The following is a 15,403-nucleotide window of genomic DNA, read 5'->3' on the forward strand; positions in this document are numbered from 1 at the left end:
GATCGCGGCAAGCCCGCGGGCCAGCTGGATCCCCCGGCTGGAAGCTGGAGACCTTCATGAATCTCGCTGACTTGCACGACCAGGCCGCCTTGGCCTCCGTCTCGTCTGATCTCCTCGATAAGGCTGCATCCGCCGGCGTTGAAGCCATGGCCTCCGTCCTGGCTGACGCCATGAGCTGGACGTCCGGCGATTTCCTGCCCTGCCAAAGCGCGGCCCTCGAGGACGGCGCGCGCGTGATCGCCGGCGCGCTCGCGCGCATGGCGATCGAAAACGGCCTGCTTCCCGAGGAACCCTCGGCCGTCGCCGACCCCGTCCCGGTCGATCCGGCTGTCTTGTTCAACTGCTGCACCGACGGCGCCGAGCCGGACTGGCGGGAGTTCACTGTGCTGCAGATCGGCGGCTGTCGCATGGACCCCGACGACGACGGTGTCGTCGACGGCGGCCAGGACCGCGCCAGCACCGAATTCTACACCGTGTACGGCATCAACCCTGACGGTGAAGCGCTCGCCATCACCGACCTTCCCAATGCCGACCTCGACCAGGCCAAGGCTGTCGCGGACACCCTTTCGGGCCTGTCCGGTCTGTCTGTCGAACTGCATTGCGCCCTGACCCAGGAGATCACCCAATGAGCCTCATCACCTTCCTCGATCGCATCGCCGGCATGAAGACCGGCGAGGAGCTTGACGGCCATATGTCCGGCGCCGACGCCGTGGACACGCTGTCCTATCTCATCATCGAGGCCCGGGCGCTGCGCGCCTCGGCCTCCGCCGCGGAGCTCAGCGCCGACGGTCTCACGGTGCTTCGCACCCTGCGCGACCTCGTCGATGAAGCCCTGTTGACGCACATCTACCAGGACGAGAGCGAGATCCCGGCGGACTGTGGCTACGTCCTCGCCCGGGATGAGGCTGACGCGATCCTGGACCTTCACCCATCCGGGTGACGGCGACGGCCGCGCCTTGCGGCGGGCGGTTCGCTCCGCTCGCCGCCTCGGCCTGCCTACTGTGAGGGCAGGGGGCGTTCCCGGGCTTGGCGACCAGCTGGCCTTCGGCCTCGCGGTCGCTTGCGCCTGGTCACGTCAGACAAGTGCGCCGGCGACGGCCTCGCTGCGCGCGCCGCTCCCCATGGGTCGCGACGACGGCCTGCCGGACTGAGAGAGGGGCGGCGGGGTCGGCCGATCCTGATGCAAGGGCACCGCCGGTTATCCCGTCAACGGCTTCGCCGTTCCCCTCTGACCGGCCGGACGGCCGAGTCCTCGGTGACGGGCCGGCACCTCGCAACGGATAGGGCGCGCCCCGCCCGTTCCGGGCGGCTCACCGAGGAGAACCCGATGACCCACGCAACACTGTGCGAGCTTATGCGCCAGCACGAATTGGACTTCACCGCTCCGGCCGACCGCGCTCCTGCAGCGCGCCCGCTAGCGCGGCCGCGGCTGCTGATCCTCGCCTGTTCCTCGTCCAAGGCTGAAGGCGAAGACCTCTCGGCGCGGGACCGCTACACCGGGCCGCTCTGGCAAACCCTCAAAGCGGCCGACCCCGATGGGTCCCTAGCGCACGTCGCGTTCCTTTCAGCCCGCTACGGCTTCGGGCACTCCCGGGATCCTCTGCCCCACTACAACACCCTGCTCACGGCCAAGACCGCCGAGACGATGATCCAGCGCGGGCTGGCAGGGTACTATCCCAACTATGACCTCACGTTCCGCACCCAGGGCGCGCGCGATCGGCACCTTGCCAGCCGCGAGCGGCTGCGGACCGCCGGCGGCGTCATCGCTCGTCTCGTCCGCGAAGCGGGTCGCGCCTTTGAGGACGTCGCCATCTGCGGCGGCAAGGAGTACGTCCGGGTCGGGCAGTCCTATGTCGCTGAGATGACCGATCACGGGTTCATCGCGGCCACCGCGCCCTTGACCATCATCAACGACCAGATCGGCTACATGCGCGCCAAGCTCCGGCGCTGGCTGTGTGAGCCGTGAGAATGGCCGCTGGTGGGCGTGGGACCGCGCTGGGGGCGCAAGGCGGTCAACGAACTTCCCCGGCCATGCCGCCCGCTCGTGGGCTCCCGGTGCGGCTTAGGGGGCAGGGCGGCGGGCATTGGCTGTCGTCGGTCAAACAGGACGACGGAGCGCTTCTCGGTCGCTCCCGTGGTTTCCGGCCTGCGGGTTCCGCGATCAATCACGCCCAAGAGGGGCGGGGTCGCCGGTCGCTCAACGGCTACGCCGTCCTCCACTCCGTTCCGGCCCTTCGGGTGCGCTTCCGGCTCAAACCCCGCCTGGCAAGGGGCGTGATCGCGGGACACCCGCGAGCCAGCCGGATCACCTGGCTGGGAGCTGGAGAAACAAGATGCCCCGTCCCGATATGTCAATCATCGCACAACAGCTGCAGATGCAGCGCGCCTCCATCATCGCCGCATTCCAGAGCCTGTCGGGCACCGAGCGCATGGCGCAGGCCAACAGCTACGCCGCAGCCGAGGCCGCTGGCGAGGCGGTCTTCCACCCCTTCCACCTGTGCTTCGACGGCGCGCGGGGCCCGGTCCAATGACCGGCGCTTCGCTGCGTCCCGTCAAATGGCACTTTGACGATTCCCCGATCTGGGACGGCTTCGCCCACGGCACAACCTGGAACGGTTGGGCCGACATCAGCATCACGCCCGCCGTTCAGACCGAAGTCGCCATCTGGCTCGACGGCGAGTCCGACAGCGTCGACGAATGGCGCGCGCTGCAGCCCGGTCCGGATGGCCTGGTTGACCTTTCCGGCGGCCACACCCCGAACATCGACGAGGACGCCACCGCGTGCGCCGCGTTGGGGCGTGCCCTTGAGCTGTTGACCGGTCTGGTCGCCTCGCTCTCCGCCCGGTTCGTCGAGCGTCTGAAGGAGACGCTGACGACCGAACAGTGGGCCGAAATGCTCCGGCGCAATGCCGAGGCGTGGGACAGCCCATTCGACACCTGTGCGTCGCACGATTTCTGCGACTCGAACATGGTCATGGCGGCGGCCTTCCTCGACGTCGTCGGTCACGAGCCGAGCGGGTCCTACGAGACCCACTACGATCCCGCCAAGGGCTACCATGTCGCGGACGACCCGGCCGAAGAGGCCCGGGCCGACGCGAACATGTGGTTCTGGAACGAGGCCTGGTGCCTCGCCAAGGGCGATCACCTGATGGACATCCAGCTGGCCGATCGGCTTGAGGCCGAGGCTCACGCCACCTGGAAGATCCTGCCCTGGTGACATCTCCGGCCTGTTGCGCCGGCGACGGCCGCGCCATGCGGCGGGCGGTTCGCTCCGCTCGCCGCCTCGGCCTGCCTACAGATAGACCGGGGGCGCTCCCGGGCTTGGCGACCAGCTGGCCTTCGGCCTCGCGGTCGCTTGCGCCTGGTCACGTCTGACGAGTGCGGCGGGCGACGGCCTCGCTTCGCGCGTCGCTCCCTATGGGGCGCGACGACGGCCTGCCCGTACCGGAAAGTTTACTGCGCACGTCGTTTTCGCATCGTGTCACGGGAGCCCGGAAGTCAACGGCTGCGCCGTTCCCCTCCGCCGGCGGCCAAGAGGCCGCCGCTCCGGTGACTGCCGAGCGCCACCCGTGTCCCGAAGCTCCATCGCCGATCGCTGGGATCGGCCAAAAAAGGAGCATCGACATGAACACCGTCACGATCAACGGTTTCCCCAAATGGCAATGCCTGGTCGGCAGCGTCACTCAGTTCTCGGTCATCACCTGGGCCGCCACGGAGTTGGCCGCCCGCCAACAGGTCGCGGCCTGGCAAGAGGTTCCGCTGCATTGGGTCACCGCTCAGCAAGTGGCGGCGTTCTAAGATGGCCCGCCGTTCCTCAACCCCGCCCGGCGTCTCGGAGTTGGCGTTGCCCTTCACCGGGTTCTTGCCCCGCGAGACCGTCTCGCCGAACCACGACCACTGCGGATCACTCAGCGATACCGACTTGCTGGGTCGGCTTCTTCGCCACAACGGCGGCCTCGGGGCCGCCTACATCATCATCGACGAGTTCGGCTCAGCGGCGGCGGCAACGTCCGCCACCGTAGGCGACTTCACCCATCGAACCGGCCTCGACGCGGCGGTTCATCAGGATCTGCAGCTTGCCTCGGAGTTGGGCGCCCGAATGGCGCGGGCCGGGATCGAGGACCGTTGCGTCCTAAGCTCCTGGTCCGTCCTGAACGAATACCTGCGCGCGCGGCTGGCCCATGCCAAGATCGAGCAGTTCCGGGTTCTGTTCCTCGACAACAAGAACCGCCTGATCCGCGACGAGCTGCTGGGGGCGGGCACGATCAATCACGCGCCGGTCTACCCACGGGAGGTTATACGGCGCGCCTTGGAGCTTGGCTGCGCCGCGCTGATTCTGGTCCACAACCATCCCTCGGGCGATCCCACCCCGTCGCGGGCTGACATCGACATCACCAAGTCCCTCATCGAGATCGGCAAGCTCATGGGCATCGCCGTCCATGACCACGTCATCGTAGCGAGCGAGAGCTGCGTCAGTTTCCGGTCCAAAGGCCTCATCTGATCGAGGGGGCTTCGGCCCCCTTTTTGTGCGCGATCGGTCGGTGCGACGCCGACCGCGGCGCTTCGCGCGCGGTGACCCGGCGACGGACAGGGCAGGGACCGTTCCCGGGCTTGGCGACCAGCTGGCCTTCGGCCTCGCGGTCGCTTGCGCCTGGTCACGTCCGACAGGTGCGCCGGCGACGGCCTCGCTGCGCGCGCCGCTCCCTATGGGTCGCGACGACGGCCTGCCGGAATGAAAGGGGGGCGACCGTCATCTTGGCATCGTGACACGGGAGCCCGGAAGTCAACGGCTACGCCGTTCGCCCTCCGCGTCGGCCGAGTGGGCCGCCGCTCCGGTGACTGCCGAGCGCCACCCGTGGCCCGAGCCTCGGAAGCCGATCGTTGGGATCGGGATTCGAGGAGATCATCATGACCAGTCCACTCATCGAGGCCATGGAGGCGTGGAAGGCCGAGGCCGCAGGCAATCAGCATTCCTTCTTCGAGGCCGATACCCCGGTGATGGTGGCATACGGCGGCGGCGTCGACAGCACCGCGATGCTGATAGAGCTGATCGAGACCGGCATCCGCATCGACATTGTCCTGTTTGCTGACACAGGCAGCGAGAAGCCCACCACCTATGCCTTCATCGAACTCTTCGCCAAATGGCTCGCTGATCGCGGCGTGACGCTAATCACCGTCCGCTATCAGCCCAAGAACTACAAAAACTTCCCTCCCTACCGCTCTCTCGATGAGAACTGCCTGACCAACGGCACTTTGCCGTCGATCTCTTTCGGGTTCTCCAGCTGCTCCCAGAAGTGGAAGATCGAGCCTCAGAACAAATGGACCGAACAGTGGGAGCCTGCCGTCACTGCCTGGGCGAACGGGGGCAAGGTCATCAAGCTGATTGGCTACGACTGCTCCCCAGCCGACGCCAAGCGCTACGCGCACCGCGAAGGCTATGTCGATCCCCGCTACGTCTACGGCTACCCGCTTCGCGTGCTGGGCTGGCATCGCTGCGATTGCGAAGAGCGGATCCGTCGTGCAGGCCTTCCCGTTCCCCCGAAGAGCGCCTGCTTCATGTGCGGCGCCATGAAGACGTGGGAGGTCCACACCCTGCCTGTCGAACAGCTGCGCAGGATCGTGTTGATGGAAGCCCGCGCCGCGCCCCGGCTTCAGAAGATCGAGGGGCTATGGCGCAACGGCGTCAAGGGGACTCGCGGCGGCGAGAAAAAGCCGGGCCGCATCACAGACTATATCCGCGAACAGGGGCTTCTATCGTCGGAAGCGATCGACGAGATCACCGCGATGGCGCCGCAAGCCCTCGTCCGCTTCCAGGACGCAGAATCCGGCGTGCCTGTCACAGAGCGCGCCGACCTCGGCCAATGGCTAACCCTGTTCGACAAGCGTGACGCCGGCGTCTTCGACGTCTCTCCGTCATCTCGGCTGTTTGCCGAAACCCCTCATCCACAAGCGGCCTGATCTCAGGCGCCGACCGCTGCCTGACGGCGCGGTGACCCGCGACGGATAGAACAGGGGGCGTTCCCGGGCTTGGCGACCAGCTGGCCTTCGGCCTCGCGGTCGCTTGCGCCTGGTCACGTCGGACAGGTGTGCCGGCGACGGCCTCGCTTCGCGCGCCGCTCCCTATGGGTCGCGACGACGGCCTGCCGGAATGAAAAAGAAACGCGCACGTCTTGTTCGCATCGTTTCACAGGAGCCCGGAAGTCAACGGCTGCGCCGTTCGCCCTTCGCGTCGGCCGAGTGGGCCGCCGCTCCGGTGACTGCCGGGCGCCCACCTGTGCCCCGAAGCTCCATAGCCGGTCGCTGGGACCGGCCAACGATGGAGACCACGATGCAAGCGATCGAAGCCCTTCCCGAAGTCACCGCCCCTCCCGTCATCATCGCCGAGGCTCCCGCGGCCGAGTTGCCGCGCGACGAAATTGGCGACCGCCTGATCGCCGAAGGACTGGCTCACAACAGCTTCCTGCTGGATCTGAACCACGCCCTCACCGTCCCCCACGACTGGACCCTCCCGGCGCCGTGGAATCTCCCTTCTCGTCTGTTCCGCTTCCCAATCGAGGTCAGCGAGTATCAGGAGGGCGGGCGGCGGCTGGGCCTCATGCACCCGGCCCTGGTCGATCATCCCTTCGTCAAACATGTCTGCCAGGTCATGGGCATGGCCATCCCCGCCGGTGGCGCTCCGAACCCCTACGGCTACACCAAAACCGGCCTCGGCATGTGGTGGCACGCCGTCGATCTGATCTCGGCGGGTCGCTGGCAAGATGCCCTCGACACCCGCCAGTTCACGACTGACGCCCATCTCCTGCAGGCCGTGACCTTCTCGCTGAGCTGTGGTCGGGAGGACGGTGACGCCCTCACCCCCGCCGATGCCCGCCACATCTTCGATGTGCTGGGCGTTGCCTGTCCCGCCGATCCGAACGCCATCCTCTGCAGCTTCCCCCGGCCGGGCTCCGTTACGGCAGACGACAAGGTGGAGCGCTGGCCCGTGAACACGGGCTGCGACGCGCCGGGCGATACCGCGTGGGCCATCGTCATCGGACTTGAGACCGGATGGTTCGCCAAGGACCGCAGCGGCCACCTGCAGTGGACGCGCCTCGGCCGGGACCGACACCAAGCCGGACCGTCCGCCACCTTCATCGAACAATCGTCGGGGCAGGGGGCCTTCGCCTTCTGACACCGACACCGATCCGACCTGTTGCCTGAGCGGGCGATGGGTCGGGCTACCGGGGCACGACGGCGGCGGCCTGTGGCCGTCGCCGCGACTTCGGCTGTCCGCGTCCGGATCATCGTCAGCACACGCTGCGCCCTGACGGGCTTGCTGATCGTGTGCCCGCTAGTCGCGGGCACTTTCCCGCGCACGTCGTTTTCGCATCGTGTCACGGGAGCCCGGAAGTCAACGGCTTCGCCGTTCCCCTCCGCCGCGGCCGAGGCCGCGCCTCCGGTGACTGCCGAGCGCCACCCGTGCCCCGAAGCTTCATCGCCGGTCGCTGGGATCGGCTTCATGGAGAACAGTCATGCAAACGATCGAACAAGTTCAAGCCGCCTGGGCCGCTCTGGACCGTCAGGCTCAAATCGAGGCCTGGGACGCCTTCACCCGCTCGATCGACTACGGAGATCAAGGTCATGATCCGTTCTACCTGGTCCTGCAGCCCATGTGGGATGCGGGCACCTTCCCCTTTGAGGACGAGTATATCCGGGACTCGATCGAGGAGCTGCAGCACACCAGCGCAGCGGACGAGTGGTTCGATGCCATGATCCTGGCCAACGATCCCAGCGACAACGCCTTCTGGGATCGCTTCGATCCGGCGGCGGCGGACGCCATGATGGGCTGCCCCTTCTAATCGAGGGGGCTTCGGCCCCCTTTTTGTGCGCGACCCACAAGCGGGGCGCCGACCGCAGCGCTGCGCGCGCGGTGACCCGGCGAAGGCGAGGGCGGGGGCGTTCCCGGGCTTGGCGACCGGCTGGCCTTCGGCCTCGCGGTCGCTTGCGCCTGGTCACGTCCGACAGGTGCGCCGGCGACGGCCTCGCTACGCGCGCCGCTCCCTATGGGTCGCGACGACGGCCTGCCGGACTGAGAGAGAGCGCGCGCGTCTTCCCATCCTGTCACAGGAGCCCAGCCGTCAACGGCTTCGCCGTTTCCCTTCGATCGCGACCAAGGCCGCGCTCTCCGGTGACTGCCGGGCACCCACCTGTGCCCGTCTGGTTCATCGCGCCTCGCCCCGGGGCCGACTAAAGGAGAACGCCATGACCCAACGTCACATCGTCCGTGAGACCTACCAGTTCAGCACCGCCTTCCTCGCCGAGGCGCGTGAGCATTTCGGGCGTGCGTGGGACAGCATCTATCCCGCTCATGCCGTCATTCGGCAGGTTCGCGTCTGGACCATCCTCGGTCCCCGTTGGGTCGATGCAGAAACTGTCTGCCAGACATGGCGGACGGCTGATGCGGGATTGACCGCTTACGCCGAAGACAAGGTCGCCACGGATCGCCGGTTCCGCTTCCGGCTCTGGTTGAACCGACCGGCCCTCGTGGACGAGATGTGGGCACGGGCTCGCTACGCTACCCCGGCGTCGTTCCGGCACACCGTCGATGTCACCGCCAGCGTTCGAATTTATTGGGATCCCGCGCATCGGACCTGGACCATTAGCCAAGTCCGCCGGGGGAACCATTCAATGCGCCTCGCCAGCAGCTTCGACAGCGCCTTCACGATCGCCGACGAGATGATCGTCTAGGGGGCCTCGGCCCCCTTTTTCGCGCGCACAACGGGTGCGGCGCCGACCGCAGCGCTTCGCGCGCGGTAACCCGGCGACGGATAGGGCGGGGGCGCTCCCGGGCTTGGCGACCAGCTGGCCTTCGGCCTCGCGGTCGCTTGCGCCTGGTCACGTCCGACAAGTGCGCCGGCGACGGCCTCGCTGCGCGCGCCGCTCCCTATGGGTCGCGACGACGGCCTGCCGGACTGAGAGAGAGCGCGCACGTCTCCTCCGCATCGTGTCACGGGAGCCCGAAAGTCAACGGCTGCGCCGTTCCCCTGCGCGTCGGCCGAGGCCGCCGCTCCGGTGACTGCCGGGCGCCCACCCGTGCCCCGAGGCTCCATAGCCGGTCGCTGGGACCGGCCCCATGGAGATCCATCATGTCCGAATCCGCCACGACCCAATCGGCCCCGGCCGGGCTCACGAGCACCGAACGGTACTACGGCCCCGGCGATGCGAACGGGCGCTACCTCGTCCTGGTCGTCGATGAGATCGTGGGCGAGGAAGAAGCCTACCGCACCTCGGATCTCGCGGTCGCCGCCGCCGAGTTTGACCGCTGCCAGGCGCAGCACCCCTATGTCACGGCGGTGTCGATCTACGACACCGTCGAGGCCGAGACCCGGAAGCTCTGGCAACGCGACCCGGACCTGACCCCGCAGACGGCCTTGGCTCGCTGTCCCTACTGATCCCCGGGGGCTTCGGCCCCCTTTTTGTGCGCGCTCCGTTGGTGTGGCGCCGACCGCTGCCTGACGGCGCGGTGACCCGGCGACGGACAGGGCAGGGGGCGCTCCCGGGCTTGGCGACCAGCTGGCCTTCGGCCTCGCGGTCGCTTGCGCCTGGTCACGTTCGACAAGTGCTGCCGGCGACGGCCTCGCTGCGCGCGCCGCTCCCTACGGGTCGCGACGACGGCCTGCCGGATGGTCAGGTTGCGGGCGCTCTGGGCGGGCCGATCGCTGGCCTTCGGCCTCGCGATCATTACCGCCTGTCGCGTCAGCGTCTCAGCGGGGCGCCGACCGCAGCGCTTCGCGCGCGGTGACCCGGCGACGGATAGGGCAGGGTGCGCTCCCGGGCTTGGCGACCAGCTGGCCTTCGGCCTCGCGGTCGCTTGCGCCTGGTCGCGTCGGATTACCTCTTTCCCCCTTGGGGGGCTCCGCCCCCGGTCGTCCCTCAAGGCGACCGCCAAGGCGGCTTAGGCGGCGGTGTCCCCGCCCTTCGGCTCCGCCTGCAGGGCGGGTGATCCCCCTCCGCCGCCACGACCTTGATCTCCTTCCTCCCCCGTCCGCGGTGCGGCTTTGCCGCCCACGCTTCGGAAAAGCGCGGGCGCCTTCCATCACGATTTCTGGCCCAGTGCGAACCCTTCGCCCGCCGTGTCTGTGGCCGAAAGGAGTAGTCATGACCCCGATCACATTGCGGGACCTGCCCCGCCGCCAGCGCGCGCGCATCTATGCCGTGGCGCTGGGTGAAACGTCCGCCGACTTCGCCCTGGCGGAAGCGCTGGCCGCGTCGGCCAAGACGGGCCTCGGCGCTGCTGACCGTCACCGCCTCGCCGGGGATGCTGTGCGATATGCGCTGGCCTGTCACGGCCTGCACGATACGACGGCGGCCCGCATTGCGGTCACCGCCCTGGCTCGCGGGGTGATCCCTCGGCCGCTTGCGGTCCTGCGGCAGGCGCGCCGGGAGCAGCGGCGGATCGAGCGGGCGACCCGGCCCCATCTCGCGCTTCGGCTGCTACTGTCCTCGCCCGCCGAGGCGGACCAGATGCGGGGGGCGATGTGAGCCCGGTTTCCGATTTGCCAGCGGGCTGGCTTTACCTCGAACAGCGCCGCGTCGTGGTCGATCCGAGCCGTGGGGTCGTGGCCACTGTCAACGGGACCACGGCCGATGGCGTGATGCTCGCTGGCGCCCAGCGGCTGTTCGCCGCTCTGGTCGCCCTGGAGCAATCCGCCGGCGCGGTCGCCGAGGATATCAGCTCGCGCAGGCTCGCCGTGGATCCGGCTTTGGTCGCGGCGTTGGGCGAGGCGCGTTGCGCCGCCGCCCAGGCCTTGCGGCTGGCTGGCGAACCGACGGAGCATTGACGGTGTCGCAGCTCGCCCTGTTCACGGCTTCGGATGCGCCGCCTTCGGCGTCGCCCGAGGTCCGCTATCTCTTCCTTGCGCCCGTCCTTTACGTCTCCCCGGTCATGACGATCGGGCGGCATGAGTGGGCCTATGTCATCTACGACGACCCGCATTGGGGGGTGCTGGCTGACTATGTCTGGCGCCGTTCCGGCGCGGAGTGGGCGCGGTCGCGGGCGTGGCCCAGCTACGACGGCGACCGGTCGGACGGCGGGCTTCCGCTGACCTGCCGCCGACTGTGGGAGCGTGAATCGGAAGCCCGCGCCGCGCACGGTCTGGCCTAGGAGCGCCGTCATGCAGTTCGTTCGCAAACAGCGCCACGGCCCCCGCGTCATCACCCCCCGCCAGTTGTCGGCCTATGAGCGCAGCTGTCGCGCGAAGCGCGAAAAGCTGCCCTTGCTGGCTCCGCTCATCGCGGAGGCTCAGCTTCCGGCCGAGGAGGAGATGGCCCGTCGTCAGGCGGGCGATATCGTCTGGGAGCAGAGCGCGCGGGATGCTCATGCCGCCAAGTGGCGGGAGGTCCGGACACGGCTATTCGCCCTGCCGGACCATGCCCGCGCGGCGGTGCTGGCCCGGTACAATTCGAGCCGATGGTTTCCCCGCAATCCGGGGCTTCTGGCCTCTCTGATCTGGGACACGCTGAAGGGTGTCGCGGTGCCCGCATCCACCCTTGTCCCGATGCCTGCGGCGGAACGTCTCTCCGCCGTGGCCGCTCTCAATGATCGCGCACGCGCGGGGGACACCAACACCCGCTGCCGGCGGGCCTATTCCCCCGGGGCGATGGCCTTCCTTGCGCCGGGCTTCGTGCCCGATGAGGAATACGAACGGCCGCAGGTCTATCTACATGTCAGCCGGGGTCGCTGGTGTTTGCTCTGGGATGGCGTTGCCGACTTCGTCGGCTTCACTCACAACATCGATCCATCCGGCGAGCGCCGGTGCGGGGTGTTCTCGGCGCTGGGCACGCCCTTCCGGTTCGAGGTCTTCTATCTGAGCCACCAGGACGATGGCGACGCGGTCGCCCCGTGGAACAGTGACCTTTCGCGCCGCGTGGTCTGGGTCGGCTGCGCCGATGAAATAGCGGACCTGTCGCAGGCGACTTTCGAGAGCGGATGGACGCCATAGGCGTCTGTTCCGGCAGGGGGCGCGCGGCGTGTTTTCGGTTGCGCCTTCGGCGCGGGATTGAACCGAAAACGCCGAGGCGTTCTGCGACGCCTCGCGGGCCTTTGGGCGGCTGCGCTGCGCGCGAGCTGTTGCCCATTCGGCCCTGATCGCCAGCGCTGTTTTTTCGCGTCGGGCTGCGCCCGCTTTGGCTTGTCCAGGGCGGGCCCTTTTCTGTGCTCGGTGCGCGGGTCGGCGTGGATTTGTTGCGCCTGCGGCGCGGGGGACGGTGGCCATGGCGGGGGCCATGAGGTCGATGCCTAGAGGCGCGGGGCGCCTTTCTTCCGGCCCGGGGTCGCTGCGCGGCCGCCGGGAGGACCCTCTCGGATACGCACGTGCGTCTTCGACTCCGTTTTTGATCCGCTGACGGTTCGCCTTTGCCCTGGCCCTGACGGGCGACGGGAGGCGAACCGCCTCTGGCGGATCTGGCGAGCCGCTGTTCGCGGGTCTTTGCTCGGCCGAAGGCGGCCTCGGTCGAGGTGTTCTCGATCTGGTCGGTGATGCCGAATTGGGTCTGTGCCTAGAGGGTCGGGAGGCCTTTCTCGGAGTCCCAAACCAGTCACGTGAGTGAGGAGTGGCCCCTGGGGGGGCCTGTTGAAGAAACCTCCCTGTGGGAGGTGCACACCTTACGCACACCTGCGGTTCTTCTAAGTATCGGTTTTTGCAGGCGAAACGGCGGGCGCAACCGGGTGTCACTAGTGCCCCCACTTCGGGGATTTGCCGGTTTCCCTCGCTGAAACAACGTGCTACGGGAGGGGTACTAGTGCCGCCATAATCCCAGATCGCCAATGCCAACCAACCTCCCTCGCATCACAGCCTATGTCTCAAAAGAGGCCCAGCAACGGCTTCGCACGCTGGCGAAAACCCGTGGTCTGTCGCAAAGCCAAGTGATCGAGGAGCTAATCAACACCGCGCACCAGGATCGGCGCGACTGGATCGCCCAGCAGGCTGGTCACCAGACGATGCTGACCCTCGCGCTCCTGACAGCCTTGGCCAAGCGCACCCTCAACGAGGAGGAGCTGGCGAAGGTGAGACAGATGGGAGGCCAGGCTGGGGCGCTCCTTTTTGGTCCCCTTGGGAAGCGTCCATTCGACGTCGATGCGCCGCCGCCGGAAGATGATCGCCTCGTGGCCCTTTTCGCGGCGCTGTCAGAGTAGTATCAAGCGCCACCCCTTCCGACGCCGCCCCGCTCTTGTCGCCTAACCCAATCGGGAAGTGACAATGAGCCGACCCTCCAAGGGCAACCTCTCCGCCTGGCTTCGTGGTGGACAGACCATCGGGCATACCTTCGACATGATCCGCGAGGTTCTCGCGCGCATCGTGATCGTCCTCATTCTGTGGGGAGCCGTCTGCGTCATCTGCGTGAACCTCCGCGCTTCGGATGATGAGCAGAGCTATGGGACCCTCGCCCTTATGGCGAACGTCCTCGAATGGGTTGGTCCGCCAGCACCCCAACTCATCAGCGTGCCCACACCCGGACGTGGACCCCGCCCGTACCCTGTTGGCGAAGTCGAGCAGCTCAGCTGGGTCGCGCCCCACGCCTACGGCTACTTCCATCATGCCAAGCTGGGCTTCGCTCTTTGGATTATGGGCGCGGCGCTGACCGGGATCGCCACGGCCTATTGGTACACGCGAGCGGGCAAGGAGAAGCTGAAGACCCGGCAAATCCGAGGACAGCAGGTTGTTCGCGCACCCCAGCTTGCGCACGAGATCACCCTATTCAATCAGGAGCAGGCCAAGGCGAAGAACCGGCCCGACCACCTCCCGGCGAACCTCGTTGGCATCCCGTACCCGATGGACGCCGAGCAGGAACACACCCTCATCACCGGCAGTCCGGGCGCGGGTAAGTCGGTCGCCATGCACCGTCTTATTCGGTCCGTCCGCGCGCGCGGAGATCGCGGCGTCGTCTACGACCCGGAGCTGGAATACATCGCCCAGCACTACAACCCCGAGACCGACCTCATCCTCAACCCCTTTGACGAACGGTCGCCCGCCTGGTCGCCGTTCCACGACGCCACAGATCACGTCGAATGGGATCGTCTCGCCCACGGCCTGTTCAAGGACCCCAAGAGCGGCGACCCCTATTGGAGCAACGTCGCCCGGTCGCTGTTCTCTTGGACCTGTTTCACTCTGAAAGAGCGCGACCCCAACGTCAGCCTCGATACGGCGCTGAACATGCTGTTCGGTTCGACGAAGCGGCTGGAACGTCTCCTCGTCGGCACCCCAGCCCACAAGCACATCAGCGGCGGCGCGGGACCCCGGGTATCGTCGATTGAGTCCGTGCTGGTCGAGGGCGTGACGCCACTCGTCTACCTCCTCGGAAAGGGCGAGCCCTTCTCCATCCGCCGCTGGGTCAATCAGGAACGTCGGACCCCCGGGCTTCTCTTCCTGTCCGCACCTGAGACCCATGCCGACACCCTTCGGCCGCTTCTCGGTTTCTGGTCCGAGATCGTCATCAGCGCCCTGTTGTCGCGGAACGCGGAGGGTATCGCGCCGCATCCGACGTGGCTGTTCCTGGACGAGTTCCCCTCGCTTGGCCGTATCGACAAGCTGGCCGACGGCCCCCAGCGCCTTCGCAAGTATGGCGGCGCCATGGTCTTCGGGATGCAGCAGGTCTCGCAGATCCAGGAGATCTACGGGAAGGAGAAGGCCAGCACCATCATGGGTCAGTGCCTCAATAAGCTGATCCTGCGGTGCAGCGATTTTCAGACCGCACAGATCATGAGCGAAACGATCGGCGAGCGCGTCATGCACCGCGTCTCGGAGAACACCTCCTATGGCGCGAACAGCATTCGCGACGGCGTCGGCATCGCGCCGCGCGAAGAGAAGGAGCCGGTTTACCTCCCCACGGACCTGATGAACCTGCCGTCGCTGCAGGGCGTCATTCGGATGAGCAACAAGCGCGCCGGACGGCCATTCCCTATCGCTCCGGTCGCCTTCAGCTTCGACGCCAGTCCCCGGATCGCGGACCCCTATGTTCCGCGCACTGGACCTGACCCCATCCGCGAGTTCATTGCGCGCGCGCGGGGCGAGCGGCCGGACGATCCGGCTGAAGGCACTGCAGCTGCGCCCGCAGCCGCCGCCGGCGGCCCGGTCCTCGTGGCGGTCGATGGCGACCTCGTCGTCGACGGCGAGGCGGACGAGGCAGTCAACGAGAACGACCTGGTCGCGGATCCCGGCGCGTTGCCGACAGAGAAGGGCAGGGCAATCTCCCTCGCTCGCGCCGAGGCCGCCCGGGAGGAGGCCGCCCGCGAGAACGAACAGAAGCAACAGCGCGAGCTGTTCGACGGGGACCGGCCTACCCCAGAGCCGCGTCCTGCCGGCGAGGAGCATAGCCTCGGCTCACTCGGTGAATTGACCGGCGACTATGGCCGGGGGCTCTGACC

18 protein-coding genes are annotated in these 15,403 nt (G+C 67.6%); all 18 read left to right on the forward strand.

Going from position 1 to position 15,403, the window contains the following annotated elements; genetic code table 11:
- Nucleotides 1-56: 56 nt before the first annotated feature.
- The 18 genes from LG306_RS16495 to LG306_RS16580 all read left to right on the forward strand — a co-directional run bounded on the left by LG306_RS16495 (nucleotide 57) and on the right by LG306_RS16580 (nucleotide 15,401).
- Nucleotides 57-629, forward strand: a complete 573-nt coding sequence (locus LG306_RS16495) for a hypothetical protein (RefSeq protein WP_404419818.1) — start codon at nucleotides 57-59, stop codon at nucleotides 627-629.
- The gene (locus tag LG306_RS16500) at nucleotides 626-940 is read left to right on the forward strand and encodes a hypothetical protein (protein WP_153923462.1); all 315 of its coding nucleotides are present in this window, start codon (nucleotides 626-628) and stop codon (nucleotides 938-940) included. The genes LG306_RS16495 and LG306_RS16500 overlap by 4 nt, the downstream gene beginning before the upstream one ends.
- A 387-nt stretch (nucleotides 941-1,327) precedes the next feature.
- Nucleotides 1,328-1,966, forward strand: coding sequence for a hypothetical protein (locus tag LG306_RS16505; protein WP_404419820.1), 639 nt, complete (start codon nucleotides 1,328-1,330; stop codon nucleotides 1,964-1,966).
- A gap of 367 nt (nucleotides 1,967-2,333) precedes the next feature.
- Nucleotides 2,334-2,531, forward strand: coding sequence for a hypothetical protein (locus LG306_RS16510; RefSeq protein WP_316629624.1), 198 nt, complete (start codon nucleotides 2,334-2,336; stop codon nucleotides 2,529-2,531).
- Nucleotides 2,528-3,217 carry a hypothetical protein gene (locus LG306_RS16515; RefSeq protein ID WP_404419822.1) on the forward strand — a complete coding sequence of 230 codons (690 nt, stop codon included), beginning with the start codon at nucleotides 2,528-2,530 and terminating at the stop codon, nucleotides 3,215-3,217. The genes LG306_RS16510 and LG306_RS16515 overlap by 4 nt, the downstream gene beginning before the upstream one ends.
- A gap of 407 nt (nucleotides 3,218-3,624) precedes the next feature.
- Nucleotides 3,625-3,798 (forward strand): hypothetical protein, encoded by a 174-nt coding sequence (locus LG306_RS16520; protein WP_153923465.1) that lies wholly within the window; start codon nucleotides 3,625-3,627, stop codon nucleotides 3,796-3,798.
- 1 nt (nucleotide 3,799) lies between these two features.
- Nucleotides 3,800-4,501 carry a DNA repair protein RadC gene (gene radC, locus LG306_RS16525; RefSeq protein ID WP_153923466.1) on the forward strand — a complete coding sequence of 234 codons (702 nt, stop codon included), beginning with the start codon at nucleotides 3,800-3,802 and terminating at the stop codon, nucleotides 4,499-4,501.
- Nucleotides 4,502-4,881: 380 nt separating this feature from the next.
- Nucleotides 4,882-5,958 (forward strand): hypothetical protein, encoded by a 1,077-nt coding sequence (locus tag LG306_RS16530; protein WP_404419824.1) that lies wholly within the window; start codon nucleotides 4,882-4,884, stop codon nucleotides 5,956-5,958.
- 370 nt (nucleotides 5,959-6,328) lie between these two features.
- A complete protein-coding gene (locus LG306_RS16535; protein ID WP_404419826.1) occupies nucleotides 6,329-7,171 on the forward strand; it encodes a hypothetical protein in 843 nt (280 codons plus the stop codon).
- A 340-nt stretch (nucleotides 7,172-7,511) separates the two neighbouring features.
- Complete coding sequence (locus LG306_RS16540; RefSeq protein ID WP_404419828.1) at nucleotides 7,512-7,838, forward strand: hypothetical protein; 327 nt, start codon at nucleotides 7,512-7,514, stop codon at nucleotides 7,836-7,838.
- 403 nt (nucleotides 7,839-8,241) lie between these two features.
- Nucleotides 8,242-8,727 carry a hypothetical protein gene (locus tag LG306_RS16545; RefSeq protein ID WP_153923468.1) on the forward strand — a complete coding sequence of 162 codons (486 nt, stop codon included), beginning with the start codon at nucleotides 8,242-8,244 and terminating at the stop codon, nucleotides 8,725-8,727.
- Between the two features lie 398 nt (nucleotides 8,728-9,125).
- On the forward strand, nucleotides 9,126-9,431 hold the full coding sequence (locus LG306_RS16550; protein ID WP_153923469.1) for a hypothetical protein: 306 nt from the start codon (nucleotides 9,126-9,128) through the stop codon (nucleotides 9,429-9,431).
- Nucleotides 9,432-10,137: 706 nt separating this feature from the next.
- Nucleotides 10,138-10,521, forward strand: coding sequence for a hypothetical protein (locus LG306_RS16555; RefSeq protein ID WP_305484703.1), 384 nt, complete (start codon nucleotides 10,138-10,140; stop codon nucleotides 10,519-10,521).
- Nucleotides 10,518-10,820 (forward strand): hypothetical protein, encoded by a 303-nt coding sequence (locus LG306_RS16560; protein WP_153923471.1) that lies wholly within the window; start codon nucleotides 10,518-10,520, stop codon nucleotides 10,818-10,820. Before LG306_RS16555 ends, LG306_RS16560 begins: the two co-directional genes overlap by 4 nt.
- Before the next feature lie 2 nt (nucleotides 10,821-10,822).
- A complete protein-coding gene (locus LG306_RS16565) occupies nucleotides 10,823-11,143 on the forward strand; it encodes a hypothetical protein (protein WP_153923472.1) in 321 nt (106 codons plus the stop codon).
- A gap of 10 nt (nucleotides 11,144-11,153) precedes the next feature.
- Nucleotides 11,154-11,981, forward strand: a complete 828-nt coding sequence (locus tag LG306_RS16570) for a hypothetical protein (RefSeq protein WP_153923473.1) — start codon at nucleotides 11,154-11,156, stop codon at nucleotides 11,979-11,981.
- Between the two features lie 824 nt (nucleotides 11,982-12,805).
- Nucleotides 12,806-13,174, forward strand: a complete 369-nt coding sequence (locus LG306_RS16575; protein ID WP_153923474.1) for a ribbon-helix-helix protein, CopG family — start codon at nucleotides 12,806-12,808, stop codon at nucleotides 13,172-13,174.
- A gap of 64 nt (nucleotides 13,175-13,238) precedes the next feature.
- Nucleotides 13,239-15,401, forward strand: a complete 2,163-nt coding sequence (locus LG306_RS16580) for a type IV secretion system DNA-binding domain-containing protein (protein ID WP_153923475.1) — start codon at nucleotides 13,239-13,241, stop codon at nucleotides 15,399-15,401.
- Nucleotides 15,402-15,403: the final 2 nt, after the last annotated feature.

The organism is Brevundimonas vesicularis, assembly GCF_044807075.1.
Classification (GTDB): Bacteria; Pseudomonadota; Alphaproteobacteria; order Caulobacterales; family Caulobacteraceae; genus Brevundimonas; species Brevundimonas vesicularis_G.